Raw genomic sequence first — 26,605 nt, 5'->3', positions numbered from 1 at the left:
CTGTTGTTTGTTGTTATGCTAAAACCAATGCAGACTAAGCTGTGTTGGAACACACTATGATTAGAAAGCTTCTGTTATTATCACTATTTGTGCTTCCACTTAAGCTGGCTGCACAAACCTCCATAAGCGGCCGTGTTTATGATTTTGAGAATAAATTGCCGCTGGCACAAGTTGAAGTGCAGAACCTGAACAACAAGCAAGTGGTGAAAACGGCTGCGGCGGGTCAGTTTTCCTTAAGTGCCAAGCAGGGTGATGTGCTCACCTTTACGCTCAAAGGTTATCATGCAGATACGCTGTATTTAACCAGTATGCGTCCGGTGGCCGTCTATCTTCCAAATTCTTCCATCAATCTGAATGAGGTAAGGATTCAAAGTGCCAAGTTATCACCCTACCTGGAACTGGAGACTATTAATGCCGGTATTAAGCCAACCAAACGTATCGAAGGTGATGATCTGGCTGGTAAGAAGAACAACGACCGTGCAGGAGGAGTAATCCTTAATCTTGGCTTTGATAAAATGAAAGCCCAGCGGGAGAAAGAACAACGTCTGACAGAAAATGAGGGGGTGGAAAATGAGATCCGTCTTAACTTCAATGAAACCACCGTTGGTAATGTGACTAAGCTTAAGGGTGATGAACTTAAGGCCTTTCTTTCCATTTATCAGCCCAGTGTAGACCGTGTAAAAAGTGAAGCACCTTTCAATTACACTTTGTACATTGCACAAGCATACCAGGCATGGCTTAAATTGCCGCCTGCACAACGAAAAGTACCTAAATTTAAATAACGATTATGATTAAAAACTGCAGTAAATCACTTCTGCTTTTTCTTGGTCTCCTCGCTGCTGGAAGTACCCTCCAGGCGCAGGAAAGTGCTAGTCCACAGACCAGCAAATACAATTCACATGAGGCATTCAGCCCATTGTTCTACACTTCAAACGGCAATGAGTACCGCTCTGCAAGTGGCTATCCAGGACCTAAATATTGGCAAAACCGTGCGGATTACAACATTACCGCAAATCTGGATGAACAGACGCACAACATCACCGGTACGGTAACGATCACCTATAAAAACAACAGCCCGGATCAGCTGCCTTTCCTTTGGCTGCAGCTGGATCAAAACCTTTTTTCCAAACAGTCGCGCGGTAACGCCTTAATCCCGAAAGGTAGCCGTTATGGTGCCCGTGGCGAGCAGATTGATGGTGGTTACAAGATCACTAACCTGAGTGTGACGCAGAAAGCGAAAGCGGTTAAGTTTAACTCGCTGATCGAAGACACCAGAATGCAGATCCAACTGGATCAGCCAATGGCTGCAAATGGTGATCTGATCACCATTAAAATGGATTATTCCTTTCCGATTCCGGTGAATGGATCTGACCGTTTGGGTCACCTGACCACTAAAAACGGAGAGATCTACAGTATTGCGCAGTGGTTTCCAAGGATGAGCGTTTATGATGACGTGACTGGGTGGAACACGTTACCTTACTGGGGTGCAGGAGAGTTTTACCTGGAATATGGCGACATTACCTATTCCATTACGGCAGCAGCTAATCAGGTGGTTTTAGGCTCTGGTGAGCTGTTAAATCCACAGGAAGTATTTACGGCAGAAGAGCTTAAGCGCTGGAATGCAGCAAAGAACAGCGACAAAACGGTAATCATCCGTTCCGAAGCTGATGTGCTAAACCCGGCTTCAAGACCTTCCAAATCTAAGCTGACCTGGAAATACAGGATGAATAATACCAGGGATGCTGCATGGGCATCTTCCAAAGCTTTTGTGGTTTCCGGTGCAAGGATCAATTTGCCAAGTGGTAAGAAGTCCTTCGCTGTAGAAGCACATCCTGTAGAAAGTAATACCCCTGATGGGTATGCACGCGGCGCAGAATACGTGAAAGGCAGTATTGAGCACTATTCAGAGAAGTGGTTTGAATATCCATATCCGATGGCGGTAAACATTGCATCCAACATCAGTGGTATGGAATATCCTGGTATCGTTTTTTGCGGCTGGGAAGCCAAAGGTGAAGACGCATGGGGTGTAATTGACCATGAGTTCGGACACACCTGGTTCCCGATGATTGTGGGTAGCAATGAGCGTAAATATGGCTGGATGGATGAAGGATTCAATACTTTTATCAATAACATTTCCAAGACCGTGTTTAACAATGGTGAGTTCAACAAAGGCCGCATGGATTACCAGGGTATAGCTAAGTATATGGCCAGACCAACCAATGAGATTGTGATGCTTGAACCAGATGCCATGCGCGAAGCAAACATTGGTATCAACCTTTACTACAAGCCGGCAATTGGACTAGAGATCCTGCGTAAGCAGATCCTTGGTGAGCAACGCTTTGATTATGCTTTCCGCAACTACATCAAACACTGGGCTTATAAACATCCGACACCTACAGACTTCTTCCGTTCTATGGAAAATGCTGCGGGTGAAGATCTGTCCTGGTTCTGGAGAGGCTGGTTTATGGAAGACTGGACCATGGATCAGGCGATCAGCGGCGTAAAAGAAGCGAAGAATAAAGCTGGTGCGCGTGAAGGTTACGACATTGTTGTTGATAACCTTGGCAAATTACCGATGCCAATTATTCTTGGCGTAGAAACAGCAAGCGGTAAAAAAGATATCGTTAGAATCCCAGTGGATGTCTGGATGCGTAATAGCAGCTGGACGGTTCGTTTCCCGACAACGGAAGAAGTTGTTGCGGTTACCATTGATCCGGATCATGAATTGCCGGAGGTTAACGCGGCAAACAATACCTGGAAAAAGTAAGGGGTATTTATAATGCAAAAAGGGCTGCTATAAACCATATAGCAGCCTTTTTGCATTATTGTGTTTACTTATTTCATCGTAACTTCCGCCAGAATAGGGAAGTGGTCTGATACAAATTTACCCCGGTAGGTATCCGTAAGAATTCCCCAGCGTTTAGCGGTAAAATGTTTAGTTACAAAGATGTGGTCAATAACGCCAGTATTATCCAGCTGTTTGCCCCAGCCATTAAAAGAGGCGTTGTTTACATAAGGTTTTTCTACCTGGTTGTAAGTGTCATTTAAAAAACCCGAGTTTTTCAGCTCCAGGTACCATTCACTCTGGTGGTCACCGTTTAAGTCGCCAGTAAATACGGCCGGTGCATTACCTGCAATTTCCTTGATCTTTTTGATCATCAGCTTGCTGCTTTCCACGCGGGCAATCTTGCCCTGGTGGTCGAAGTGTGCATTGAAGAAAAAGAACTTTTTACCGGTTTTAACATCCTGCAGCTGCACCCAGCTCGCGATACGATTACAGCAGGTGGCATCCCAGCCAAGCCCTGGTTTGTCGGGAGTTTCAGATAACCAGAAATCACCTTTGCTCAAAAGCTTAAACTTGTCTTTTTTGTAAAAGATGGAAGAGTGTTCGCCACCGGATTTACCGTCATCGCGGCCTGCACCATGATTTGCATATTCCGGCAGTGAATTGCTGAGGTCATCAATTTGGTTTTTCTTGCCCTCCTGGGTTCCAAAAACGTCAAACTGGTGGAAGCGCATTACGTTCGCCGCAAATTCCCTGCGGTCCTCCCAAAGGTTGCCCACGTCACCACGGTTGTCATTGCGTACGTTGAAGCTTCCGAAGATGTAAGTCTGGGCATAAGCACCGCAGCTGATGCAAATGAGCAAGGCTGCGGTTAATAAGTGTTTAATTTTCATTATTTATAATTCAGGTTTATGATTAATGATTTACCATCCCGGGTTTTGACCCAATGCCGGATTGAACAATCGGTCGGTTTCCGGGATAGGATAAAGGTAGTTTTTATCTGTGAACACACGTGGTGTTGTGGTTAACCAGGTTAATTCACCGGAGGTGTTGTTAGACAAACGCTGTGGATTTGGTCCGCCATTCAGCGTTGGCGCAACGTTGATGTAGTTAACACCCGGTACCCGGTTCGCAGGCATCACCTGGTAGAAGGCAACATCCATGATACCATCTTCGTTAAGATCCATTGGTACATCCAATGCAGGCACGTAGAAGCCATTCCAAACCTTGGTCATCAGATCGCCCTTTTTCCATCTCACAATATCGTCAAAGCGTAAGCCTTCAAAAGAAAGTTCAATGCCGCGCTCTCTTCTGATTTCCAGCAAAGCTGGGTCTGAGATTTCAGGGAAGTAATTTGCCTGCAGGTAAGGATCTGCAACCGTTGGTTTGGTGCTCAAGCCACCGGTGATACCCGCACGCTGGCGTAACGCACCAATGGTTCTGGTCCAGTCCGCATCGCTGAAGGTGCCCAGCTCGGCTTTCGCTTCTGCATAGTTTAACAGGATCTCCGCATAACGCATCAAAGGAATGGAGTTGATGTTTTGTCCACCGCCATCATAGCGCACATCGTCCAGCACAAATTTGATCGGCTGGTAACCGGTGTAGGTGTAGGAGAAAACCGGCGGTGCAGGCTCAGGCGTTCCGCCGTTGATCCGTTTGTAGTCGCCCATTCTGATGGTTTGCTGTAGACGTTTGTCCCTGTTCTTTACCTCATCTTTGAATTCCAGGGTTTGATATCCAAGCCTGCTGGTGAATGGTGTACCATCGATATTCAGGTAGGTGTTTACGAAGGTACGCACCAAACTTACCCGGGAACCGTAGGTCGCGCTGGTCCACCACCAGTTCGCATCATTGTAAACAGCAAGGTTAGCATCGGTAACTGCCGCAAGCATCACTTCTGTGGCAACAGGAGCCGTGCTGATAAACAGGTTCCGATAGGCAAGATCTGTGCCCCCAGCAGTATTCAACGTAAATCCGCCGTCTGACATCACCTGCTCCGCGGCATTTGCCGCTTCCTGTAGCCACTGATCTGCGGAACCCGCAAGCCCTGCTTCTGTGTGGTATTTGCGGTAGGTGCCTTCGTATAATGCTATTCTCGATTTGAGTCCAAAAGCGACATATTTGGTGATCAGCGAGCGGCTATTATCGTTCGTTCTGCTGATGTTTTCACAAGCGTAATTGATGTCCGCCAGTACCGAATCCATAACCAGGGAACGTTTGTCGCGGCCGTTGAAAAGTGTTGGATCATCAACGGTGAAGGTTTTGTTGATCCATGGCACATCACCAAAGCGGCGAACCTTATCGTAATAGAAATAGGCCCTGAAGAACCTTGCAAGTGCAGTATATTGCTGCCTTACTGCTGGTGCTACTTTAGGGTCGTTATTGTTCTCCAGGAAGTAGTTGATGTTCCTAAGGTTGGTCCAGGTCCATCCGCTACTTTGACGGGGCCCATAAGCACCTTCAACAAGAAACTCCGGCGCCTGACTTCTGGCAGAGTAATCAGCCATGGCATCACCTTTATGGGCGTCAGAAGCATTAGGCAGGATGTTATAAAAGGAATTGGTGTAAAGCTCAAGACCTTTTTCATTGCTGAACACTGCCTCTCTGGTTGCGGTATCTTCTGGTGTCTGATCTAGTTTCTTACACCCGGCAAAGCCAATCACTACGGGTATAAGACAAAATAAGAACTTCTTCATATTAATATTTTTTATATGCTTGTTGTTAGATTTAGATTCTTAAAACGTTGCCGATAAACCTAAGCTGAAGGTCTTAAGAATAGGGTAATTATTTCCGTTTCCACTGTTGCTGTCGCCGGTTAAGATGGCGTCAGATTTTCCGATGTTCTCCACGTCCAGGTCTCTGGTCACTTTGTATAGTGGTGATGATGACCATAGGTTTTCTCCGGAAAGGAATACCCGTACATTGCTTAACCCTGCTTTTTTAACAAAGCTTTGTGATAGGGTATAGCCCAGTTGAAGGTTTTTCAGCCTGATGTAGGATACATCCTGCAGGTATTTCGTTTGTGCCTGGGCCAGTGTGCCTGATCCATTCTGTGCAATATAACCTCTATACCTAGGGAAGTAAGCGTTCGGGTTTTCAGGGCTCCAGATGTTGCCGATGTGTGATGTCGGGATCTTATTATAAGGGCGGTTGTACTGACCCCAGAAAGTTCCATTCTCCGTACCTGGATACCAGTCCATCGAACCAACACCCTGGAAGAAGGTGCTGAAGAAGAATCCCTTCCAGTCTGCACCAAGGGCAATACCATAAGTGTAACGCGGGGTAGAGTTACCGATAACCTGACGATCACCCGGATTGCCGACCGTGTTGTCACCATTGTTGATTACCCCATCGCCATTGATATCCCGGAACTTGATATCACCCGGAAGGCTTTTGCTGGTGTTGGATGATTTGTATAGAATCTGACTAGGTGAGTTGGCTACATCGGCCTCCGAAAGGAAGTACCCATCAGTTACGAAGCCCCAGATTTCACCCACGGTTTGCCCTGCATAGTAGTCCGTTAAGCGCTGATCCGGGTTGTTGTACTTCAGGATCTTTGATTTGTAATCCGCCAGGGTAAGTCTTACGGAGTAGCTCAACGGTGAGCCACCCACTTCCACCCGGTCATTCCAGCTTAGGTTTGCTTCCCAGCCTGTTGTCCTTAGGTCTGCATAATTTCCTTTAGGTACACCCGTTCCAAATACAGCAGGCAGGGTCATACCTACAGTAAACATGTCTGTCGTTTTACGGGTATAAGCATCTCCGCTGAAGTTTAAGCGGTTGTTCAGGAATGCGATATCCAAACCGATGTTTTGCGTGGTTGATGTTTCCCAGGTTAAGCCATTCGGGATAACACCCGGCTGACTGGTTTGTTGCGGGCGTACACCGTTCAGCACACGACCAGATTGCTCGATCTTGAATTTTTCCTGGAAGGCATAGGAAGCGATATTACCGTTACCCAATGATCCGTAAGAGGCACGGATCTTCAAATCCGTAATTACATTCGGGTTAATTTTCCAGAAAGGCTCCTTACTCACGCGCCATCCTGCAGAGAATGAAGGGAAGAAGGCATAACGTTGATTGTCAGGGAACTTCGAAGAACCGTCATAGCGACCGTTCAACTCTACCAGATAACGGTCTTTGAAAGCATAGTTCAAACGGTAGAATCCACCAAGAATGGCCCATTGTTCATAGCCGCCCGAGGTTTGTATGGACTGCCCAAGCGCCAGATTGATGTCGTTCGCATCTTCAAAGATCAACCCGTTACGTAAAGCTTCCAATCCTTTATAGGTTGATTGCTCATAGTTGTAACCTGCAAGCACCTTGATGTAGTGATTTTCGCTGATCTTTGGTTCATATTCCGCGTAGATGTTCGTTACCATATATTGCGTGCTGCGGTTAAGGTTCTGCAGGTCATTATAGTTCAGACCAACATATTCAATAACCCCGGGTTTGCGGCTGTAAGGTACTGGGACGCGTTTCCGGCTTTGATCGTTATCGGTGTTCTGGAAGGTGAAATCACCTTTAACCCTGAATTTATCATCAAAAAAGCTGGTGCTGAAACCAGTTGTGTTACGGAATACCTTGTTGTCCATGTCGATACCATTCTTACCATACCAAAGGTCTCCCACCGTGTAAGCAGAGGAGAAGGTGAGGGTACCATCGGGATTAAACATTGGGGCTACGGTATGCCCTTCATCTGCGATGTTTCGCCAGATACCACCACCTTCGCCAACGTTTAAAGGCGTGTGGTATTTGGAAGCGGAGTAATCAGCGTTGTTGTAAACCTTCAACCAGGGATAAAGCTGAATGGATCCCTTAGCCCTAAGGTTTAACATTTCATAATCATCCGAATTGTAACGGAAAAGACCATTTTGTTTAAAGGATCTTCCGGAAATGTAGAAATCCGTTTTCCCGCTACCTCCAGAGAGGGTAATGTTCTGATCGGTAGCACTTGTGTTGTCCTTGTACAGTTCATCGTACCAGTCGGTATTACCATAGTACACATATTCACCTGCTTCATTCACCTCCGTTTTCGGTAGACCAGGGTTCTCTGAGCGGCGTTTTAGTTCTTCCAGATAGGCAGGGGAGAACTTCACGGTCTTATTGATGTTCTGAGGTGTTTGAGAGTAGTCATTCCAGGCCGACCAACCTTCGTTGAACATGCTGGCAAAGGTATAGCCGTCGCTTACATAGTCCGGAACCGTTGTTGGTGTTTTAATAGACTGTGTAATGCTATAACTGATGGAGGTGCGCTCTTTTGCAGGATTTTTCGTGGTGATCAAAACCACACCAAAAGCTGCTCGTGCACCATAGATGGCAGCGGATGCCGCATCCTTTAACACGGTTACGCTGGCGATATCATTGGGGTTAATACGACCTGGATCACCCTCAATACCGTCAATCAATACCAGCGCATTTCCACCCTGGCCGATGGAGGTCGTTCCGCGAACGTTGAAAGCTGGTGATTGCGTCGGGCGACCATCGGCGATGTTCAGATTCAGGTTGGGGATTACACCCTGAAGTCCTTGTGCCAGATTGGCTACCGAACGATTTTCCAATACTTTCGAAGTCACCTGCGTTACAGCACCGGTGAGGTTTTCCCTTTTCTGCGTACCGTAGCCGACTACAAGCACCTCGTTAAGCGTACCGGTTTCCGCCGTGAGCGTAATGTTCAATGCCGTCGTTTGCCCTGATTTTACCGCAACCTTGGTCTGGGTTGCAGTGGTATAAGAAATAAAGCTGGCCGTCAGCGTGTAAGAGCCTGCTGCAACATCAAAGGTGTAGATACCATCTGAATTACTTTGCACCACGAGGTTGAGCTCCGCGATACGGACACTGGCACCTGGAAGTGGTGCTCCTTTCTCGTCGACGATTTTACCGCTGATTTTTCCGCGGTCCTGATTCTGGAAGCCTGCAGTGTTCCCGATGGCATTTGCCCCTAAGGTGAGGAGCAGAAATGCCATAAACAACACGACTTCCTTTTTAAAATTAAGTACAGTTTTAAGCATGATTGTTTAAGAGTTTATTGTGTACATTTTGATTGGTGGCAAAGGTGTAATGGCTATGTTAGTCCAGCGTTAAGCACAGATTATATAACCATGGGCAAGCCGATGCAGCAGGATATTATCCTGTGCAGCAAGCAGGAGCGCGATGCCCTGAATTACAAAATGGATTTGTTACAGCCTGGTGGACCGGGCTGCAGGTAGAAAAGCAATCGTGTATGTTGCTGGATGCTGAAGTTGGAACAAGCCTAGTATGCTACACGCAAGGCTTGCAGTTACGAGAATGATCATACAGTATTTGGTTTTGGTTGCTCGAAGTTAATTAATGCATGTGCATAGCCTATGCCTGAGTTGTAAATTTAATGTTACCTCTAAAGGAGAGGCAAGCATCTGTTAACATAGAATAAACATCGAAGCTGCCCGGTACGATCTCTCAACCGAAAGACTGGTTTAATGAAAAGTATTCAGGTAAAGTTTTTCCACCTTCTTACGCGCCCAGTCTGTCTTACGTAAAAACTTTAGGCTGGAGCTCATGGTCGGGTTGTTTTTGAAGCAGTCAATTTTAACGTAGGTTGACAGTTCTTCCCAACCGTAGTGCCATACAAGCTGTTTCAGGATAAACTCCAGCGTTTTACCATGCAGGGGGTTGTTTACTTGTTCTTTAATGGCCATGCTGCAAAATTAGGAAGATTAAGTAAATTTGAGCTATGCAAATAAACTTAGGCGATTTTGTCCGTTTTGTAGACGAAAACATAGAGGGTTACGTAACCCGCATCATAGATAATGACACCATAGGGGTAACCGATGCCAACGACTTCGAAATCCCGGTACTCGCTTCTAAGGTCACCCTTGTGCACGGTAGTATCCCTGAGGATGATACGGTAGTTGGGAACCGCCCTGCTGCGGCAGTTGCAGCTGCGGAATTTATCAAAGATGGTGTTTTCTTGGCGCTTGTCAGTGATCAGCACAGCAATTCCGTGGCGCACTTTCATGTGGTGAATAATACTTCGTACGACCTGCTGGTTGCTTTCACAACAGAAAAGAATGATCAATTCAAAGCTGAATTTGCAGGATCATTGTCCGGCAATTCCAGTAAACGTATTTACTCCGCAAACATGAGCGATATCCAGATCTGGCCGAAGTTTAGATTAGAGGTTTTGTTCCATACCGCATCCAGCTTTGAGCCGAAACCGGCGATATTGTTTCACCAGCACCTCAAAGGCAAAGATCTTTCCGTTGCAAAACAGGAGATACCGATGCTTAAAACAAAAGGTTGGTTAATCCAGCTGGATCAAAAGGAAGAGGCTTTGGATCTGGACAAGCTAAAAGCGCGATTTAAATAAGAAAACATAGCTGAGGCGAAGGTCTCAGCTATTCAAGCCATGCTGTTCCGGCTATTTTAAGATCCCTTTTTTAAGTACTTCAACTTCTTTCAGCAGCAGCGGAAATGCAGGTACTGCCATTCCACCGTGATCAAATCCCTGAAGTTCGTACAATCTTGTTGTTTTATGCCCCGCAAGTTTCATCATTCGGTTTAAGTATGCATTCTCCTCATACCTGCCTAACAGTTCCATTTCACGGTCGCCGGTGATGAGCAACATGGGTGGGGCATCCGCCCTGACATGATACAATGGCGCGTACTTATCAATTGTTGGTTGCGTGTCTTTAATGCCCATTTCCTGCCGTACCGTAAAGTGTGTGATCGCCTGACCACTAAATGGAATCAAGCCGGCGATGGCATCTGCATCTAGTTTGTATTTAGCCAGGTATTGTTTATCAAGCGTGATCATTGTTCCAAGATAACCTCCGGCAGAATGCCCGGAAACAAAGATCAATTTATTGTTGCCGCCGTAGTTGGCGATATGCTTAAATGCCCAGGCCACTGCTGCGGCAGCATCCTCAATGTACGCTGGTGCTTTTGCTTTAGGCGACAAGCGATAACCCACTCCGATTACAGCCACACCTTTATCCAGAAGTGCTGCAGGAATCTCCCGGCGCCCGCCAGTGATGCCACCTCCGTGAAACCAAACGATCGTTGCAAAATTCTTAACGTTTTTCGGGTAATAAATGTCAAGCCTGCACTGCGATCTAATGTAGCTATCTGAGATGGAACTTGAATCGGGATAGTAGAAGATATTGTCGACCCGAGTGCCTGATTGCTGGCTAAAGGCCACTGAGCTTGTAAAAACAAGAGTAATAATAATCAGGAGTCGATGGATGAGTTTTGCGTTCGTTCTAGGCGTCATATAAGCTGCTTTGGTTATGATGCAAGTTAAACAGTATCACTTCAGCTACCATATCAATGAAGTAACAATTTTGCAGGAGAAACTAAAGCAAGAAAATCGATTATATCTTTTTAATGAAAATGTCTCTTTCGCGGTTCCATTGAAGCTCATCAGCTTGAATGTAGGCCGTACCTTCTAGAAAGAATATCAGCGAAACCGTTCTGTTCCGCTGATATAGAACCAACCTAAAAATATAGCGCGCTCCCTTTCTCTAAAAACTCTTTGGATTTCTCCTCCATCCCCTTGCTCAACACTTCGTCTTCCTGCACGCCTTTTTCTTTGGCATAGTCCCGTACATCCTGAGTGATCTTCATGGAACAGAAGTTCGGGCCACACATGGAACAGAAGTGGGCGATTTTGGCACCTTCTGCCGGTAAGGTTTCATCGTGAAATTCCTTTGCGGTATCCGGATCAAGTGACAAGTTAAACTGGTCTTCCCAGCGGAACTCGAACCTGGCTTTACTTAGCGCATTATCGCGGTATTGTGCACCAGGGTGCCCCTTTGCCAAATCTGCGGCATGGGCGGCGATCTTATAGGTAATCACACCATCCTTAACGTCTTTCTTGTTTGGTAAGCCCAGATGTTCTTTGGGCGTTACATAGCAAAGCATTGCAGTACCGAACCAACCGATCATTGCAGCACCAATGGCCGAGGTAATATGGTCATAACCCGGAGCAATGTCGGTCGTCAAGGGTCCAAGGGTGTAAAACGGTGCTTCCCCACAGTGGGCGAGTTGTTTGTCCATATTCTCTTTGATCATATGCATGGGAATATGGCCCGGTCCTTCAATGATCGTTTGTACATCATGTTTCCAGGCGATTTTGGTGAGCTCTCCAAGGGTCTCCAGCTCGCCAAACTGCGCCGCATCATTGGCATCAGCGATACAGCCTGGCCTTAAGCCATCACCCAGGGAGAAAGCAACATCATACGCTTTCATGATCTCACATATTTCCTCAAAATGTGTGTACAAGAAGTTCTCCTTATGATGTGCAAGGCACCACTTTGCCATAATGGAACCACCGCGGGAGACAATACCGGTAATTCGCTTTGCGGTAAGCGGCACATAGCGTAAAAGCACGCCTGCATGAATGGTAAAGTAATCTACCCCTTGTTCTGCCTGTTCAATCAGCGTGTCGCGGAACAGTTCCCAGGTCAGGTCTTCGGCTTTACCGTTTACCTTTTCCAAAGCCTGATAGATAGGTACGGTACCAATCGGAACAGGGGAGTTGCGGATGATCCATTCCCTGGTTTCATGAATATTCTTGCCAGTGGATAGATCCATGATGGTATCCGCGCCCCAGCGGCATGCCCATACTGCCTTTTCCACTTCTTCTTCGATACTCGAGGTTACAGCAGAGTTCCCGATGTTGGCGTTGATCTTCACCAGGAAGTTCCTGCCAATGATCATGGGTTCAAGTTCCGGGTGATTGATGTTGCAGGGGATCACGGCACGACCCGCCGCTACTTCAGCGCGGACAAACTCAGGGGTAATATACCCTTTAGGGGTATTCGCACCGAAACTTTGTCCGGCATGCTGCTGACTCATCAGCTCGAAGTCGCCATTGAGCTGTTCCTTCAGCTGGTCTATTCGCTGGTTCTCGCGAATAGCGATGTACTCCATCTCCGGAGTGATGATCCCTTTTCTCGCATAATGCATCTGGCTGACGTTTTTGCCGGCTTGTGCCCGGTATGGTTTGCTGATGTGCGCAAAACGTAAGCTGTTCAGGCTCTCGTCTGCAGCGCGCTGTTGACCATAGCTCGAAGAGATATGATCCAGCTGTTCCACGTCGGCACGGTCCAGGATCCAGGATTCGCGCAGTTTAGGAAGGCCTTTCTTCACATCAATTTCGACACTCGGATCGGTGTAAGGACCGCTGGTGTCGTAGATCGTGACCGCGGCATTAGGGCTGGTTTCGCCAAATCTGCCGTGTAGCTTGGTGTCGCTGACGCTAACTTCGCGCATGGCGACATGAATGTCGTGCAGCTGACCTTTAACAAATACTTTTCTGGATGCCGGGAAAGGGGTTCGGCTAATGACTTCTGCTCCTGGTGTTTTTTCAGTTTTCATGTTGATTGTTTTTACACCTCAGGGAAGCACCTGTATAAGGAATGGCAAACAACATGGATATGTCATTTCACTTTTCCCTTCGGCAGTACTAACTGCATCAGGTTCAAAGGGTATTTCTCAGCACAAGGCACCCCTAAAGTTTTTTATAAAGCTATGAAATCAATTTTATTACCAATGCATTTTGACGTTAAACTGTAAAAATTTATCAAGATTCTATAAGCAAATACCCACCTTAAGCTTTAGATTTGTCTCATCGCATGAAAAGGATACTCTTGATCATACTCGCCTTTGTTTACCTGGGACTTTCTCAGGGGCCAACGGTGTATCTTCATTATTGCATGGGTGAACTGGTCCAGATGGGCATGGAACGCCCAGGTGAATCCAGTGCCTGCGACTTCTGTGGTATGACCCAGACCGCTTCTGACAAGGAAGCTTGCTGCCAGCAGGATGTTAAAAGCATTAAGATCGACAACGTTCAAAAGATCGTTAAAAGCGAGTTCCAGTTTGAACAGGCAGCTCTGCTGTTGCCTAAAACACTCCTGGAAAGATTTCTAAAATCAGTACCCGACCAAGGCATACAGACCTATTTTCCTGATCAGGAAACCCCTCCGCTGCAGGATATTCCCGTCTTCATACGGAATTGCAGCTATCGTATATAATACCATTTCCCTTCTTACACCTTCGTGTAGGGCATCAGGATCATCCTGCTTTGCCCGCCTAAGCTATTAAGTTTTTCATTTCTCCTGTTAAAGCGCTATAAAGCTTTACAGCTGATCGTTTTGCATGCGGTAGCAAGCATCACAAATAAGCATAAATGGTACATAGAATAATAGAATGGTCGCTTCATAACCGTTGGATCGTGCTCCTGCTGGCCACTGGCCTGTTTGTCTGGGGTATATTCGCGGTCAAGAAGAATCCGATTGACGCAATACCTGATCTGTCGGAAAATCAGGTAATCGTTTACACCGAGTGGATGGGCAGGTCCCCACAGCTCATTGAAGATCAGGTTACCTATCCTTTGGTAACCAATTTACAAGGGCTGCCGAAGATCAAATACGTACGTGGTAGCTCCATGTTCGGCATGAGTTTCATCTATGTGATCTTTGAAGATGACGTGGACGTGTACTGGGCCAGAGAAAGGGTGCTGGAGCGTTTAAGCACCATAGGTAACACCTTACCAGATGGTGCGACGCCACAGCTCGGGCCCGATGGTACCGGTGTAGGTCATGTGCTCTGGTACACCTTGGACGCGCCAGACACAGATCTTGGAGAACAACGGGCCATACAGGATTGGTATGTAAAATTCGCCCTGCAAAACGTACCTGGCGTGAGCGAGATTGCCTCCTTTGGCGGCTTCCAGAAGCAATACCAAATCGCGGTTGATCCCATTAAACTGCTGTATTACAAGTTGAGTATCCCCGAAGTTATTGCTGCCGTCCGCTCCAATAATAACGAATCCGGCGGACGCAAATTTGAGATGAGCGACATCGGTTACATCATCAAAACATCAGGTTACCTCAAATCCCTGGAAGAGATTGCCGCCATCCCGGTGAAGAACCAGAATGGAACGGCTATCAAAGTCTCCGACGTCGCAACGGTACAGATGACTGGTGAAACCAGGCTCGGCATCTTTGACCAGGACGGCGAGGGAGAACGGGTGGGTGGCATCGTTGTCATGCGTTATGGCGAGAATGCTGCGGAAGTGATTGATCGGGTAAAGACTAAAATGAAGGAAGTTTCCAAAGGTCTGCCGTCAGGGGTCAAGTTTGATATTGTATATGATCGCGGTGAACTGATCCAGGAGTCTGTAGACTCCATCACAACAACACTGATCGAAGAAATGATCGTTGTGTCGCTGGTGGTCATTGTTTTCCTGTTCCATTGGAGAAGCGCCATCAGCATCATCATACAGATACCAATCACCATTGCAACGAGTTTTATTCTGCTCAATGCTTTCGACATATCCTCCAACATTATGTCCTTGACCGGTATTGCACTGGCCATTGGTGTCATCGTAGACAATGGTATCGTCATGAGTGAAAATGCCTATAAACATCTTTCAGAAAAATATGAAAGCTGGCAGGCTGAACAACAAAATATAAACAAGCTATGAGGAATTGGTTCAAAAGAAAAATAGATGCCGATAAGGATTGGATCTCGGAAGAAGATAGGCTTAAGGTTATCGAGAAATCGAGCAAACAAGTCTCGCGTGGGGTCTTCTTTGCAACGATCATCATCATCACTTCTTTCCTGCCTGTATTTATGCTGACTGGCCAAGAGGGAAAAATGTTTCATCCCCTGGCTTTCACCAAGACCTTCATCATGATTGTGGATGCGGTACTGGTACTTACGCTTGCACCCGTGCTGATATCCTTTTTTATGAAAGGTAAGTTCCGGCCGGATCATGCCAATCCGGTAAACCGGTTTTTAGAACGTTATTACGAACCGCTGATCCGCGGGGTATTAAACTGGCGGAAAACAACCATTGCCATCAATATCATCGCCTTGCTGATTACGATTCCGCTGCTTAGGAATCTGGGTACAGAGTTTATGCCAGCTCTGGATGAGCAGAGCATCTTATTTATGCCCGTTACCCTGCCTGATGTGTCTAACAATGAGGCTAAGCGGATTTTGCAGGTGCAGGATAAGATCATTAAATCGGTGCCCGAGGTAGATAAAGTCTTGGGTAAGGCAGGCCGTGCAAGCACCGCAACCGACAACTCCCCAATCAGCATGATTGAAACCATCATTATGCTTAAACCTAAGTCGGCCTGGCGCGAGGGCTTAACGAAGAAGGATATCATTGATGAACTTGATAAAAAGCTCCAGATTCCAGGTGTGGTAAATGGCTGGACACAACCGATCATCAACCGCATCAATATGTTGGCAACAGGAATACGAACCGATGTGGGGGTAAAAATCTATGGTCAGAACCTGGACACCATTGCTGCAGTTTCCGAACGCGTTAGAAAAGCGCTAGAAGGTACCAGCGGGGTTACTGATCTCTATGTAGATCCAATTACTGGGGGTAAGTATCTCGCTATTGACGTAAAACGAAACGAGCTTGGCCGGTATGGGTTAACGGTAGATGATGTTAACCAGGTCGTGGAATCTGCGCTTGGTGGTGCAGCTGTTGGGAATACCATTGAAGGCAGACAGCGCTTTTCGATTAGCGTACGTTTGGGGCAGGAATTCAGGAGCAGCCTGGAAAGCATCAAACGCATTCCCATAAGCTCGGCAGCCATGGGTGAAGTTCCACTCTCTGCAGTCGCTGAGGTTCGTTTTGAAGATGGTCCACCGATGATCAATTCCGAGAATGCCATGTTACGTGGCGCGGTGATGTTCAATGTGCGCGACCGTGATCTGGGTAGTACTGTAGAGGCAGCCATGGAGAAGCTTAACGCTAGCCGCGGCTTACTTCCACAGGGTTATTTCATGGAATGGAGCGGTCAGTATGAGAATATGATCCGGGGGCAGAAGACCTTAACCTGGATTGCGCCGATTGTACTTGCCGTGATCTTCTTTTCGCTGTATTTCGCTTTTCGCTCCTTACGAGAAGCCTTCCTGAGTTTGATCACGGTGCCCTTTGCGCTCATTGGTGGTGCTTACCTCATCTACTTTTTCGATGTGAGTTTATCCGTTGGCGTGGCGGTGGGCTTCATTGCGCTCTTCGGTATCGCTGTAGAAACCGGAATTGTAATGGTGATCTACCTAAATGACGCGATGAACCAGCTGGTGCAGCTAAAAGGGAACTCCAGTGCAACGATCAGCAGGGAGGACTTGCGGGAGTACGTGGTGAAAGGTGCCGCCAAACGGCTCAGACCTAAGCTCATGACCGTTTGTGTGTCTCTATTTGGCTTAATACCGGTTTTGTGGGCTACTGGTGTAGGTACTGATGTAATGCAGCCCATTGTGTTGCCGATGATTGGTGGTGTACTTACCTCATCAACACACATCTTGCTGGTCACACCGCTGATCTTCCTGATGAGCAAAGAATATGAACTGAAAAAATATGGAAAACTGGAGGTGAGTAATGCGAATCATTAGAATATTAGCGCTTTTGCTCGGATTGATGCCCATGCAGCTAATTGCGCAACAACATACGGTATCCCTGGATACCATTCTGAAACGGATTGATGAAAACAATCCGATGCTGCAAACCTATGCTTTAAGAGCAGAAAGCTACAAACATAGGGCTGAAGCGGGCAGTGCCTGGATGGCACCTATGGTCGGCGCGGGTACCTTCATGACGCCCTATCCCGGACAGGAGGTGATGGATGGCGACAAAGGTTCGCTGATGCTACAATTGGAGCAGGAGATTCCAAATCCTTCAAAGCTACGGGCGCAGAAAGTATATGAAGCTTCGAAAGCGGATGTTGAATTCGCAGGACGTGCTATCGCTTCCAACACGCTGAAAGCCCGTGCTAAAAACCTTTATTATGCTTGGATCATCGCTGGTCAACGCATTAAAGTACTGCGGGAAAACGAGAAAATCATGCAGATGATGCAGAAGATCGAAGAGATCAGATACCCTTATAATCAATCGCAACTTTCTGGTGTTTACCGATCCAGGGCTAAGATCGAGGAGAATCAAAACATGATCCGCATGCAGCAAGGGGAGATCGCCAAGGCAAAAGCCTGGTTGAACAGCCTCATGAACTTGCCCGCAACGCAGCCTTTAGCAATCGACAGCTCAACATTACCAGCCTTTACACCAGAAGCCCGGTTAGACACAGTCCTGCTTGCAGGCCAGCGTAAAGATATCCTGCAAATGGAGCAGAACATCAGATCCATGCAGCTTGGGGTAAAGGCGATGAAAAACCAGTCAAAACCAGATTTTAAATTACGGGTGGACCACATGTCGCCCCTGGGCAGCATGATGCCAAAACAGTATAGTGTGATGGGGATGGTCAGCATTCCCCTGGCGCCATGGTCCTCCAAGATGTATAAGTCGGAAGTAAAAGCCATGAACTATGAAATACAGGCGATGGAAAAGGAACGTGTAGGTATGCTGCAGGAAAGTCATGGGATGCTTACCGGAATGCAGTATGAAATCCAATCCATGCAAAAACGTATCGCTGCAATGGAAGAAAAGATCATTCCTTCCCTGCGGAAAACTATGGAAGCCGATTTTGTGAACTATCAGGAAAATAAGCTGGAAGTGGTGGCGGTGATCAACAGCTGGGAGGCTTTAACCATGATGCAGCTCAATGTGCTGGATGAGAAAATGAAATTATATCAAATGATTGTTGATTATGAAAAGGAACTATATCGTTAAGCTATTGCTGCTCTTCCTGTTTGCTGTAACGGTAACTGCATGTAAGCGCAAGAGCGGGCAGCACGATGCAGCTGTAGCTACAAACACAGAAGATACCTCCCTGACGAGCCTGCTGAAGCCTGCAAACGCGCAGGTGCTTGCACGTAGCCCCTTGATCCAGGCGAAAAGGGGTTCCAGGCTTTATGTGCGGGAAGTGCAGGGGCGGATCAGCTATGATACCCGCAACCAGGTTGTTCTTGCAAGCCGTGTTGCTGGCCGGATCGAAAAGTTGTACATCAAATACAATTATCAAAGGGTTAAAAAGGGACAGCTGATTATGGAGCTCTATGCTCCTGACCTCGCTGCAGCACAGCGGGAACTCCTGTTGATTCAGCAACATGGTGATGAGGCAGGTATGTTGGAGCCGGCAAAACGCAGACTACAGCTGCTGGGCATGGACATGGCGCAGATCGATAGGGTATTACGTACCGGACAAGTTTCTTACCGCATCCCAGTGTATAGTAACGCTACAGGTTTTATCCTGGAAAAGGGCCTGAGCCTGCCGGATGTTTCAGCTAGCGAAACTGTCGCAACTGCAGGGAATACTGGCGGTAGCGGCATGTCAGGCATGGATAATAGTGCCGCAGCAAGGCCTATGCCCGCGGCCTCAGGGGAGTCTGCACCACAAAATACGCCGGTACTGCTGCGTGAAGGGCAGTACCTGAATGCCGGGCAGCAGGTGTTTAGCATTTACCAGACCGGTGACCTGTTGGCTGAGTTTTCCTTAACGCCTGATGTCGCCTCGAAGATTAATAAAAAGGAGAAAGTACTCATTCAACGCCTTGCAGATGCATCCTCATCTATCTCCGGCCGGATTGGCATGATCCAACCTGTACTGAATGCGGGGGAGAATTTTGTGTTGGCAAGGGTATATCTGCAAAAAAGTGGATTGAAACCCGGAGAGTTGGTAACCGGAAAGTTCCCTTTCCTCGCGCGGGATAGCTATTGGCTTCCACAAGCTGCGGTATTGTCGCTGGGCAATGAAAGTGTAGTGTTTAAAAAAGAAGGGAAGGTCTTTATTCCGACCAAAGTGAAAACCGGAGTGCTGCAAAACAAGGAAGTGCAGGTGCTTGATGAAATTGGCGACTGGCAACTGGCTGCGAATGCACAATACCTGGTGGATAGTGAGAGCTTTATTAGAACCGCTAAAAATAAATGACCATGAAAAGAATATATCTCATCATAATTTTACTGCTGCCGCTGATGATGACTGTTGGCTGCAGGGAGGAAAAAAGCAAGAACAAGGTTGTGGCCAGTAAAGAAACCTACACCTGTCCGATGCACCCGCAAGTCATGCAGCATGAAATGGGTACCTGCCCGGTTTGCGGGATGGACCTGGTACGTTTTGAAAAAGGGGATGCTGCCGGAGGACTGCAGCTTAACCAGCGGCAAATGACATTGGCTAACGTAAGAACCATCACCATCGGCGACGCCGGGGATGGCGGCGGTAAGCAGTTAAATGGCCGGCTGGTTGTCAATCCGGAACAAACATCCTTTATTTCCAGCAGGGTTGCCGGGCGGCTCGACAGGCTTTTTGTGCGCCAGACCGGAGAACAGATTAAAAAGGGACAGCCACTCTACCAGATCTATTCTGAGCAGTTGGCCACTTTGCAACAGGAGTTCCTGCTGGCACTGGAACAATCCGCGCAGTTTCCGGATGATAAAACCTTCACACAGATCCTTAGTGCTGCAAGACAAAAGCTCCGGTTGTACGGACAGTCGGAAGGCCAGATCAGATCGCTGCAACACAGTAGGAAAGCTAGTCCGAACATCACCTTTTTCGCGCCTGAAAGTGGAACCGTTGCAGAACTTTCTGTCACCGAGGGTCAGTATGTTGCCGAAGGTAGTCCGCTGTTACGACTGGAAGGCTATCAGTCGCTCTGGGTTGAGGCGGATATCTATGCTTCAGAAATTAGCCAGATCAAAGCAGGGCAGCAACTGCGCGTGGTCATTCCTGGTTGGGAGGATGAGCCGCAGATGCTGAAAGTATCTTTTATCAATCCATCGCTGCAGCAGGGGGCTCAGTTGCTGCAGATGCGTGCTGAACTGCCAAATCCTGATAACCAATGGCAACCCGGCCTGCAGGCAAAGGTGTTTGTGGCTCAAAAAAGTACAGCTAAAGGCCTTTCGCTTCCACCCGATGCCTTGATCCGCAATGGAAAGGGTGCACATGTATGGGTAGAAACAAAACCGGGCCATTTCGAACCGCGCATAGTGGAGACAGGGCTGGAAGGTACGGAAGGAATAGCCGTTAGCTCCGGACTTCAGCCGGGCGACAAAGTGGTCATATCAGGTGCCTATTTGCTATATAGCGAATACCTGCTCAAAAAGGGAAAAGATCCAATGGCCGCAGTTCACAAAAGTTAATTTAAATACAACAATAGTTAGAATCATGAAAAAACGAAATCACTTTGCACTATTATGCTTTATCACCATACTAGCTGCAGCATGCAGCAATAACAAGCCTTCAACAGCAAATCACCAGCACGCAGATGCAGCTCAAAAACCCGTAGTTGCGGAATCTAAAAATACAGCCTCTGCTGCGCTTACCTCGACAACGATCACCTTAAAAGATCCTAATCTGGATGCAGTTTACCAGCAATATCAGGTGTTAACAAAAGCCCTGGTGGTTGAGGATGTGAACACCGCCAAGACTGCTGCGCTGGCAATTGAAACTGGTGCCCGGGAAATTAAAGGCGGCGCTTTGATGGGCCGTGCCGCTGCAGAGATCAGTAGCACAAGCGATATAAAGGAGCAACGACTTGCATTTGCAAGGCTCAATGAAGACTTGATCAAGTTGTTAAAGGATACAGGTTTGGATCAAGGGAAACTTTATGTGGCACATTGCCCGATGGCGCTGGATGATCATGGGGCATCCTGGGTAAGTACGAGCAAAGAGATCAAAAATCCGTACTTCGGCGACAGTATGCTTACTTGTGGTTCAGTTACAGAAACGCTGTAGTTAACCCCTCACTTTATACCCGGGAATCACCAACGGGGGCACCCGTTCAATGTTATGGGACATCCTTTTGAAGCCATTGGTATACGAGGCGCAAGGAGCCTTTACGGTTAGGTTTCGTGTATCAACCACTTCAGCCGAATTCAAAAGCGTTAACTGGTTCTTAGTTGATTTCTGAAAAGATCTGCTCATACTGTTCTATAATGTTTTGCTTTTCTGTAGCCTTCTCCTTGTGTATCACGAAGATAACGCTATTTTGTTTATTAACATATACATCAAACTGACGAATAAAAGTTCTTCGTAAAACCTCTGTATATATTCTAAACCGTTTGTTGTTAGTGTTTACGGTTTCATTGGGTAGGTTGGCTGCCAAGAACCCCCAGGAGGCATTCTCAAACCGATAGATATATTCCTGAATAAAGCTTTCTACTTTTGGAAATCGATTTTTTCGAATCTGTAACAATTTATATTCAAGGGATTTATCAAACATACATCTAACTAAATAGCGCCAGGTATTTACGACGCCTTTATGCAAGTACTTTTGGCTTAAGCTTGATTGCAAAATCGCAAGAGGCTCTAACTCAGATTAGCAAATTAGCGCGATCCATCCATTAAATTTTAAGTTGCGTCGTAATGGAAAGGAATCTTTCAATATTGTTAATTTTGAATTATCCAGGCTTTACAAATATTTCTACCTAATGGCCGCGATCCGAAAAATCATCCATATCGATATGGACGCCTTCTATGCTTCCGTAGAACAGCGCGACAACCCGGAACTCCGGGGTAAGCCGCTGGTGGTTGGTGGTTCACCACAGGGCAGGGGTGTGGTCGCTACAGCAAGTTATGAAGCCAGGAAGTATGGCATTCACTCGGCCATGCCTGCGCGTCAGGCCATACAACTTTGCCCGCACGCTGTCTTTGTGCGTCCCAGGTTTGAGGCCTACAAAGAAGTATCCAACAAAATAAGGGAGATCTTCCACCGCTATACCGACCTGATCGAACCCCTATCCCTGGACGAAGCCTATCTGGACGTCACGGAAGATAAACTTGGCATCGGCTCCGCTCTGGAAATCGCCGAACAGATCAAAAATGCCATCAAAGAAGAATTACAACTTACCGCATCTGCAGGGGTTTCTATAAACAAGTTTGTCGCTAAAATTGCATCTGATATCAATAAACCCGACGGACTAAAATTTATCGGACCCTCCGCTATTGAAGCTTTCATGGAGAAACTGCCTGTAGAGAAGTTCCATGGGGTAGGGAAGGTGACGGCGGAAAAGATGAAACAGATGGGCTTACATACCGGAGCTGACCTTAAGCGCCTGTCTGAAGAAACCCTGGTTTATCGCTTCGGGAAAACCGGGCACTTCTACTATAACATCGTACGGGGTATCGACAACCGCCCTGTGCAGCCACATCGTGAAACCAAGTCTCTGGCTGCGGAGGACACCTTCTCCTATGATCTTACAGAGATCACCGATATGGAGCTTAAGCTGGAGGAGCTTGCTGAAATTGTGCATGAACGCCTGAAGAAAAAGAATCTTTCGGGCAGAACTATCACCCTGAAAATCAAATACAGCGACTTCAAACAGATCACCCGGAACCGTTCGTTTGCTCAGCCTGTGGGTGATCTAAAGACCATTGTGGATACTGCAAAAAGCCTGTTGATGAGTACTGAACCCATGGGTCACAAGATTCGTCTGCTCGGCATTTCACTGTCCAACTTCGGTGAAGCGCAGCCAAAACAAAAAGCCAGCAAATACACGGGACAGCTGAGTTTATTTTAGCGGGACATTGGCTAGAGCAGTTTCGGATAGAACGCACACCAAACGCACACCAAACGCACATCACACGCACACCGACCCCACAGAACCTGTGCGTTCGATGTGCGTGTGATCTCTTTTTAACCATGCTTAGATCAGGGTTTTTCCCGAAGCGAATTTGATTTTGTTTTCTGGCTTAAGCCGCTGCATTTCAGAAGGGCCGGGTTATAGTGGAGTGGCCACAATAAATTTAAGTTAACCCCTTGATTTATAAAATGTATTCTGCTACCTTTGCAGTCCCTTTATTAGGGGTAAAGTTTTTAAAACACTTAATAGAAAACAAAAAACAATGCCAACCATTCAACAATTAGTTAGAAAAGGTAGAGTAGCACTGGAGTTCAAGAGTAAGTCTCCAGCGTTGGACAGCTGTCCACAGCGAAGAGGTGTATGTACACGTGTATATACCACTACCCCTAAAAAACCAAACTCAGCAATGCGTAAAGTTGCCCGTGTACGCTTAACCAACGGAAAAGAGGTTAACGCCTATATCCCTGGGGAAGGTCACAACTTACAGGAGCACTCCATTGTATTGATCCGTGGTGGTCGTGTTAAAGATTTACCAGGTGTACGTTACCACATCATCCGTGGTGCATTAGATACATCAGGTGTAGCTGGTCGTAACCAACGTCGTTCGAAATATGGTACTAAGCGTCCTAAACCAGGACAAGTAGCTGCGGCACCAACAAAAGGTAAAAAGAAATAATTAGGAGGAAAGAAAAATGAGAAAGTCAAAACCAAAAAAGAGAATTATCCTTCCTGATCCGAAATTTAACGATGTTATGGTGACCAGGTTTGTAAATAATATGATGTACGATGGAAAGAAATCCATCGCTTATGATATTTTTTATAACGCTGTAGAACTTGCTGAAAAAAGAGCAGGTGAAAACGGTCTTGAAGTATGGAAACGTGCTTTAACCAATGTAATGCCTGCAGTAGAGGTTAAGTCACGCCGTGTAGGTGGTGCTAACTTCCAGGTTCCAACCGAGGTTAGACCTGACCGTAAAATTGCTTTAGGTATGAAATGGTTAATTTCTTACGCACGTAAACGTGGCGAGAAAACCATGAAAGAAAAATTAGCAGGTGAGATCGTTTCAGCAGCTAAAGGTGAAGGTGCTGCAGTTAAGAAAAAAGAAGATACGCATAAAATGGCTGAGGCTAACAAAGCGTTCTCTCACTTCCGTTTCTAATATTAGATTCATAATATAATGTCAAGAGATTTAAAATACACAAGAAATATTGGTATTGCGGCTCACATTGATGCGGGTAAAACCACAACAACGGAGCGTATCCTTTATTATGCTGGGGTAAACCACAAAATTGGTGAGGTTCACGAAGGTGCATCTACCATGGACTGGATGGTACAAGAAGCGGAACGTGGGATAACCATCACATCTGCTGCGACTACTGTATTCTGGCCTTACAGAGGAAACAAATACCAGGTAAACGTTATTGATACCCCGGGACACGTGGATTTTACCGTAGAGGTAAACCGTTCATTACGTGTACTAGACGGATTGGTATTCTTGTTCTCCGCTGTTGATGGTGTTGAGCCTCAATCGGAGACCAACTGGCGTTTAGCAAACAACTATGCAGTACCACGTATTGGTTTCGTTAACAAAATGGACCGTTCTGGTGCTGACTTCTTAAAAGTTGTTAAGCAGGTAAAAGAAATGTTGGGTAGCCACGCTGTGCCTTTGCAATTGCCAATCGGTGCTGAGGATAGCTTCAAAGGTGTTGTTGATTTGATCAATAACCGTGGTATCGTTTGGAACGAGCATGATAAAGGTATGACCTTTACTGAAGTGCCAATTCCTGATGATATGGTTGAAGAGGTTGCACAATGGAGAGAGAATTTATTAGAAGCGGTTGCTGATTATGATGAGTCATTAATGGAGAAATTCTTTGATGATCCTAATTCAATCACGGAGCGCGAAATTCTTGATGCTTTGCGTGCGGCTACTTTAGATGCTAAAATCGTTCCTATGGTTTGTGGTTCATCTTTCAAAAACAAAGGTGTTCAAACCATGTTGGATCTGGTAATGGAACTATTGCCTTCGCCAATGGATGTTGAAGGTATCCAAGGTACTAACCCGAACACTGGTGAAGAGGTAACTCGTCAACCAGACATCAACGAGCCATTTGCAGCTTTAGCGTTTAAAATTGCGACTGACCCATTCGTAGGTCGTCTATGTTTTATCCGTGTATACTCAGGTAACTTAGAGGCTGGTTCATACGTGTACAATGCACGTTCTGAAAACAAAGAGCGTATCTCACGTATCTTCCAGATGCACGCAAACAAGCAAAACCCAATCCCTAATGTAGGTGCTGGTGATATTGCTGCGGTTGTAGGTTTCAAAGACATCAAAACTGGTGATACCCTTTGCGATGAGAAAAACCCAATCATCCTGGAATCTATGGACTTCCCTGAGCCGGTTATCGGTTTAGCGATTGAGCCTAAAACTCAGGCTGACGTTGATAAACTTGGTATGGGGTTAGCTAAATTGGCTGAAGAAGATCCTACCTTCCGTGTACAAACTGACGAGGAAACTGGTCAAACTGTAATCTCTGGTATGGGTGAGCTTCACTTAGATATCCTTATTGACCGCTTAAGACGTGAGTTTAAAGTAGAGGTTAACCAAGGTGCGCCACAGGTTGCTTACAAAGAAGCAATCACTGGTACTACTCAACACCGTGAGACGTATAAAAAACAAACTGGTGGTCGTGGTAAGTTCGCGGATATCCAGGTTGTTATTTCTCCAATCGATCCTGATTACGAAAAAGGTGGTTTACAATTCGTAAACGAAATTGTTGGTGGTTCAATTCCTCGTGAATTCATCCCTTCCGTTGAAAAAGGTTTTGCAGCTGCTATGTCGAATGGTGTGCTTGCAGGCTTCCCGCTTCCTGATATGAAAGTTCGTTTGATCGATGGTTCATTCCACGCAGTCGATTCAGATGCTTTATCTTTCGAGATTGCAGCTCGTTCTGCTTTCCGTGAGGCATTGCCTAAATGTAAGCCTGTATTGATGGAGCCAATCATGAAAATCGAAGTGTTAACTCCAGAAGAAAACATGGGTGATGTAATGGGTGACTTAAACCGTCGTCGTGGCCAGCTGCAAGGTATGGACACTCGTAACGGTTCTCAAGTAATCAAAGCGCTTGTGCCACTTTCTGAGATGTTCGGTTATGTAACGCAGTTACGTACCATCACTTCAGGTCGTGCAACATCTACCATGGAGTTTGATCACTACGAACCAGCTCCTAGAAACGTTCAGGATGAAGTAATTGCTAAATCAAAAGGCAAGGTTAAATCCGGAGAATAATAAAAAACAACCGGCCGACTGTTATTAATAGCTCTAACAGCC

Annotated in this window: 21 protein-coding genes and 1 riboswitch; of the genes, 15 read left to right on the top strand and 6 right to left on the bottom strand. The window is 46.5% G+C overall.

Annotation, left to right across the window (positions count from 1 at the left end):
• Nucleotides 1–56 precede the first annotated feature (56 nt).
• Together AC5WJX_RS12445 and AC5WJX_RS12440 are read left to right on the top strand one after the other, a co-directional pair.
• Complete coding sequence (locus AC5WJX_RS12445) at nucleotides 57–782, top strand: peptidase associated/transthyretin-like domain-containing protein (protein WP_494484761.1); 726 nt, start codon at nucleotides 57–59, stop codon at nucleotides 780–782.
• 5 nt (nucleotides 783–787) lie between these two features.
• Nucleotides 788–2,767, top strand: coding sequence for a M1 family metallopeptidase (locus AC5WJX_RS12440; protein ID WP_440428100.1), 1,980 nt, complete (start codon nucleotides 788–790; stop codon nucleotides 2,765–2,767).
• 68 nt (nucleotides 2,768–2,835) lie between these two features.
• Here the strand turns inward: AC5WJX_RS12440 and AC5WJX_RS12435 are convergent, their stop codons facing one another.
• The 4 genes from AC5WJX_RS12435 to AC5WJX_RS12420 form a co-directional block, all read right to left on the bottom strand.
• A complete protein-coding gene (locus tag AC5WJX_RS12435; protein ID WP_494484760.1) occupies nucleotides 2,836–3,678 on the bottom strand; it encodes an endonuclease/exonuclease/phosphatase family protein in 843 nt (280 codons plus the stop codon).
• Between the two features lie 30 nt (nucleotides 3,679–3,708).
• Complete coding sequence (locus AC5WJX_RS12430) at nucleotides 3,709–5,481, bottom strand: RagB/SusD family nutrient uptake outer membrane protein (protein ID WP_494484759.1); 1,773 nt, start codon at nucleotides 5,479–5,481, stop codon at nucleotides 3,709–3,711.
• A 39-nt stretch (nucleotides 5,482–5,520) separates the two neighbouring features.
• Nucleotides 5,521–8,796 (bottom strand): SusC/RagA family TonB-linked outer membrane protein, encoded by a 3,276-nt coding sequence (locus AC5WJX_RS12425; protein WP_494484758.1) that lies wholly within the window; start codon nucleotides 8,794–8,796, stop codon nucleotides 5,521–5,523.
• Nucleotides 8,797–9,240: 444 nt separating this feature from the next.
• Nucleotides 9,241–9,462, bottom strand: coding sequence for a VF530 family protein (locus tag AC5WJX_RS12420; protein ID WP_440428096.1), 222 nt, complete (start codon nucleotides 9,460–9,462; stop codon nucleotides 9,241–9,243).
• A 35-nt stretch (nucleotides 9,463–9,497) separates the two neighbouring features.
• Here AC5WJX_RS12420 and AC5WJX_RS12415 point away from each other — a divergent pair, with 35 nt between their 5' ends.
• Nucleotides 9,498–10,133: a DUF8465 domain-containing protein gene (locus AC5WJX_RS12415; protein WP_494484757.1), complete on the top strand. Its 636-nt coding sequence runs from the start codon at nucleotides 9,498–9,500 to the stop codon at nucleotides 10,131–10,133.
• Between the two features lie 51 nt (nucleotides 10,134–10,184).
• Here the strand turns inward: AC5WJX_RS12415 and AC5WJX_RS12410 are convergent, their stop codons facing one another.
• The gene (locus tag AC5WJX_RS12410; RefSeq protein ID WP_494484756.1) at nucleotides 10,185–11,036 is read right to left on the bottom strand and encodes an alpha/beta hydrolase; all 852 of its coding nucleotides are present in this window, start codon (nucleotides 11,034–11,036) and stop codon (nucleotides 10,185–10,187) included.
• Nucleotides 11,037–11,052: 16 nt separating this feature from the next.
• Here AC5WJX_RS12410 and AC5WJX_RS12405 point away from each other — a divergent pair, with 16 nt between their 5' ends.
• Complete coding sequence (locus tag AC5WJX_RS12405; RefSeq protein ID WP_494484755.1) at nucleotides 11,053–11,214, top strand: hypothetical protein; 162 nt, start codon at nucleotides 11,053–11,055, stop codon at nucleotides 11,212–11,214.
• Between the two features lie 46 nt (nucleotides 11,215–11,260).
• Here the strand turns inward: AC5WJX_RS12405 and thiC are convergent, their stop codons facing one another.
• Nucleotides 11,261–13,144, bottom strand: a complete 1,884-nt coding sequence (gene thiC / locus AC5WJX_RS12400) for a phosphomethylpyrimidine synthase ThiC (RefSeq protein ID WP_494484754.1) — start codon at nucleotides 13,142–13,144, stop codon at nucleotides 11,261–11,263.
• 57 nt (nucleotides 13,145–13,201) lie between these two features.
• Nucleotides 13,202–13,289: riboswitch (TPP riboswitch) on the bottom strand.
• Nucleotides 13,290–13,401: 112 nt separating this feature from the next.
• Between thiC and AC5WJX_RS12395 the strand changes: the two genes are divergently transcribed.
• The 11 genes from AC5WJX_RS12395 to fusA all read left to right on the top strand — a co-directional run bounded on the left by AC5WJX_RS12395 (nucleotide 13,402) and on the right by fusA (nucleotide 26,563).
• Complete coding sequence (locus AC5WJX_RS12395) at nucleotides 13,402–13,803, top strand: HYC_CC_PP family protein (protein WP_494484753.1); 402 nt, start codon at nucleotides 13,402–13,404, stop codon at nucleotides 13,801–13,803.
• Nucleotides 13,804–13,958: 155 nt separating this feature from the next.
• A complete protein-coding gene (locus tag AC5WJX_RS12390) occupies nucleotides 13,959–15,257 on the top strand; it encodes an efflux RND transporter permease subunit (RefSeq protein ID WP_494484752.1) in 1,299 nt (432 codons plus the stop codon).
• Entirely contained in the window at nucleotides 15,254–17,191 is a 1,938-nt protein-coding gene (locus AC5WJX_RS12385; RefSeq protein ID WP_494484751.1) for an efflux RND transporter permease subunit, read from the top strand. The genes AC5WJX_RS12390 and AC5WJX_RS12385 overlap by 4 nt, the downstream gene beginning before the upstream one ends.
• Nucleotides 17,178–18,422 (top strand): TolC family protein, encoded by a 1,245-nt coding sequence (locus AC5WJX_RS12380; RefSeq protein ID WP_494484750.1) that lies wholly within the window; start codon nucleotides 17,178–17,180, stop codon nucleotides 18,420–18,422. Before AC5WJX_RS12385 ends, AC5WJX_RS12380 begins: the two co-directional genes overlap by 14 nt.
• Entirely contained in the window at nucleotides 18,400–19,620 is a 1,221-nt protein-coding gene (locus AC5WJX_RS12375; protein ID WP_494484749.1) for an efflux RND transporter periplasmic adaptor subunit, read from the top strand. The genes AC5WJX_RS12380 and AC5WJX_RS12375 overlap by 23 nt, the downstream gene beginning before the upstream one ends.
• Nucleotides 19,621–19,622: 2 nt before the next feature.
• A complete protein-coding gene (locus AC5WJX_RS12370) occupies nucleotides 19,623–20,828 on the top strand; it encodes an efflux RND transporter periplasmic adaptor subunit (protein ID WP_494484748.1) in 1,206 nt (401 codons plus the stop codon).
• A 25-nt stretch (nucleotides 20,829–20,853) separates the two neighbouring features.
• The gene (locus AC5WJX_RS12365; protein ID WP_494484747.1) at nucleotides 20,854–21,423 is read left to right on the top strand and encodes a DUF3347 domain-containing protein; all 570 of its coding nucleotides are present in this window, start codon (nucleotides 20,854–20,856) and stop codon (nucleotides 21,421–21,423) included.
• A 695-nt stretch (nucleotides 21,424–22,118) separates the two neighbouring features.
• Complete coding sequence (gene dinB / locus AC5WJX_RS12360) at nucleotides 22,119–23,207, top strand: DNA polymerase IV (protein WP_494484746.1); 1,089 nt, start codon at nucleotides 22,119–22,121, stop codon at nucleotides 23,205–23,207.
• Between the two features lie 325 nt (nucleotides 23,208–23,532).
• Complete coding sequence (gene rpsL, locus AC5WJX_RS12355) at nucleotides 23,533–23,946, top strand: 30S ribosomal protein S12 (RefSeq protein ID WP_008244597.1); 414 nt, start codon at nucleotides 23,533–23,535, stop codon at nucleotides 23,944–23,946.
• A 16-nt stretch (nucleotides 23,947–23,962) separates the two neighbouring features.
• Nucleotides 23,963–24,430 carry a 30S ribosomal protein S7 gene (gene rpsG, locus AC5WJX_RS12350; protein WP_440428083.1) on the top strand — a complete coding sequence of 156 codons (468 nt, stop codon included), beginning with the start codon at nucleotides 23,963–23,965 and terminating at the stop codon, nucleotides 24,428–24,430.
• 18 nt (nucleotides 24,431–24,448) lie between these two features.
• A complete protein-coding gene (gene fusA / locus AC5WJX_RS12345; RefSeq protein ID WP_494484745.1) occupies nucleotides 24,449–26,563 on the top strand; it encodes an elongation factor G in 2,115 nt (704 codons plus the stop codon).
• Nucleotides 26,564–26,605: the final 42 nt, after the last annotated feature.

This window comes from Pedobacter sp. NEAU-ZC8 (assembly GCF_059278965.1).
This window is presented reverse-complemented; position numbering and strand designations above follow the sequence as displayed.